Annotated in this window: 2 protein-coding genes; one reads left to right on the forward strand and one right to left on the reverse strand. The window is 30.7% G+C overall.

Features of this window, described 5'->3' with window-relative positions:
* Positions 1-293, forward strand: a 293-nt coding sequence (locus tag AB1422_19020; GenBank protein ID MEW6621394.1) for a hypothetical protein, incomplete at its 5' end; no start/stop codon positions are given.
* Between the two features lie 54 nt (positions 294-347).
* Here AB1422_19020 and AB1422_19025 read toward each other — a convergent pair.
* Positions 348-1,919, reverse strand: coding sequence for a class I adenylate-forming enzyme family protein (locus AB1422_19025; protein ID MEW6621395.1), 1,572 nt, complete (start codon positions 1,917-1,919; stop codon positions 348-350).
* Positions 1,920-2,150: the final 231 nt, after the last annotated feature.

Consider the following 2,150-nt stretch of genomic DNA (forward strand, 5'->3'; position numbering starts at 1 on the left):
ACTTTAAGCGAGTTTTAACAGAAACCTTCTATAGAGATTCTAAACAACATATAGGATTAGGCCAATATCAAATGCGTAAGTTTAATGGTATCATTAGACACTGGCACCTTGTATTTACAGCATATATTTTACTAATCTTAGTAAATCTCCAATCTGAAGGTAATAAAGAACGTAAAACCATTGGAGAAATTTGCAATTGGGTCAGACAACTGTTTTTCAAAGAGCTTTTAATTTGGAGTTATCAACAAGGCAAAACCGGAAAATCTATTGATTCTGTATTGACAACTCTCTAAAAAACGCAAAAGTTTAGTTACTTTAATAAACTTGACAAGGCACTACCTTTTATATCAAATTGTTAAAGGAGCCCCATCTTTACATATTATTAAATTCCTATCAGTAAATAGATGCGTAACTTCTCTACGTATTATTTTACCACTAATAGTTTTGGGCAAGGAATCGAATATTTTAATTTGAGCTGGAATCATGTAATATGGTATATGTTTTTTGCAGAGTTCTATAATTTCTTTAATTAGCCGTTGTTCAACAACATGATTATTGGGAACAACAGCTGCCACAATAATAAAATCCTGGGTACCATCACTAATACTGGTAACTGAAACTTCCTTAACATTCTCATGTTTAGCAATAATCTTTTCAATCTCAACAGGACTTATTTTATTCCCTCCAATTATTAGAAACTCGGATTTGCGGGATACAAAATACACATAGCCATCTTCGTCCATTTTAACGATATCCTGGGTATGCATCCATCCATCCCGAAACATAATTGCATTCTCAGAAGAATTGTTATAATAACCACGTACCATCATACCTCGTTCTTTGTAACTGTCCTTTACAATCAATTCTCCGGGCTCATTGGCTTTACAGAGCTCACCATTATCATTAATAATTTTAAAATCAATACCAGGTAAAATATTCCCCATCGAATTTATTTTTGTTTTATTTTTATTAAATGTAATATAACCTACTTCTGTAAGACCATACACTTGGTTAATGTACACATCATATTTGCTTTTAAATTTTTCTATTATTGCTTCATCTAAAGGAGATCCGCCACAAATATAATAGCGTAGAGAGGATAAGTCAATTTTAGTCTTTAGATTAACAGAATTGAATAATTCGCATAGAAAAGGTAAGGATGCATAAAATGTAATTTTTTCCGTAGATAATATATTGAGGATTTTTCTAGGATTCAAGGTAGTCGTATTTTCTAGATATAGTGTAGCGCCCACGAATAAAGTTGTAAAGGATAGATCAAGAATACCTAGGCTGTGTGCAAAAACAACTGTACATAGTATTTTATCGGCAGGATTTATTTCAAATATATTAATCATATTCCATACTTGATTTATAAGTATATCCTGTGAAAAAATAATTTTCTTGGCAGACCCTGTGGAACCAGAGGAAAAAATAATAGTAAAATCTTCCTTTAAAAATTCATTTGGAGTATAGATATAATTTTCATTTTTTATCCAATGAGTTTGAGCCCAAAAAGGAATTTCAATTGTTTTTAGTTTGGATGTTGGAAATGCTTCTTGTATTACAGAAACCAAAATAGCACTGAGCTGTTTTGAACAGGCCACTATTTTCGGATTGAATTCCTTAATAATATTATGGTAGTTGTCTTTTGACAACCTAACATCGATAGGAATGATCCGAATATTGCTTAAAGAGGCAGATATATAATGTGCAAGATAATCAACGGAATTTTCAAAGCAAATACATATAATATCATTTTCTACCACACCATGAATTGATAATGCGTCGGCTAAATCCTGAATAATCTTGTTTAGTTCACAATAAGTAACCTCAATGTCCGGAGTGATAATTGCCTTTTTATGAAAATCCAGATTTTTATTTTTGAATATTTCTTTATAAATTGTGCGTCCTATTGCCATAATATTATCCTTTATAAAATGCTCTATAGTTTCGTCATTTTTTACTAAAAATTAAAGAAAATCTCTTCTCCTGCCGATTTAAAGATAATAGGAAAATAAATCTCTAAAAGATGTGCGGTATAATGTCAAGTAAAAAAAGACAGACTATCCCCCAGCAAGATATAACTAAATTTAAAAAAACTAAAATTTGAGATAAATCTTGTTAACATAATCTGCTCTTTGATAATTTAT

The organism is bacterium, from assembly GCA_040757115.1.
Classification (GTDB): domain Bacteria; phylum UBA9089; class CG2-30-40-21; order CG2-30-40-21; family SBAY01; genus JBFLXS01.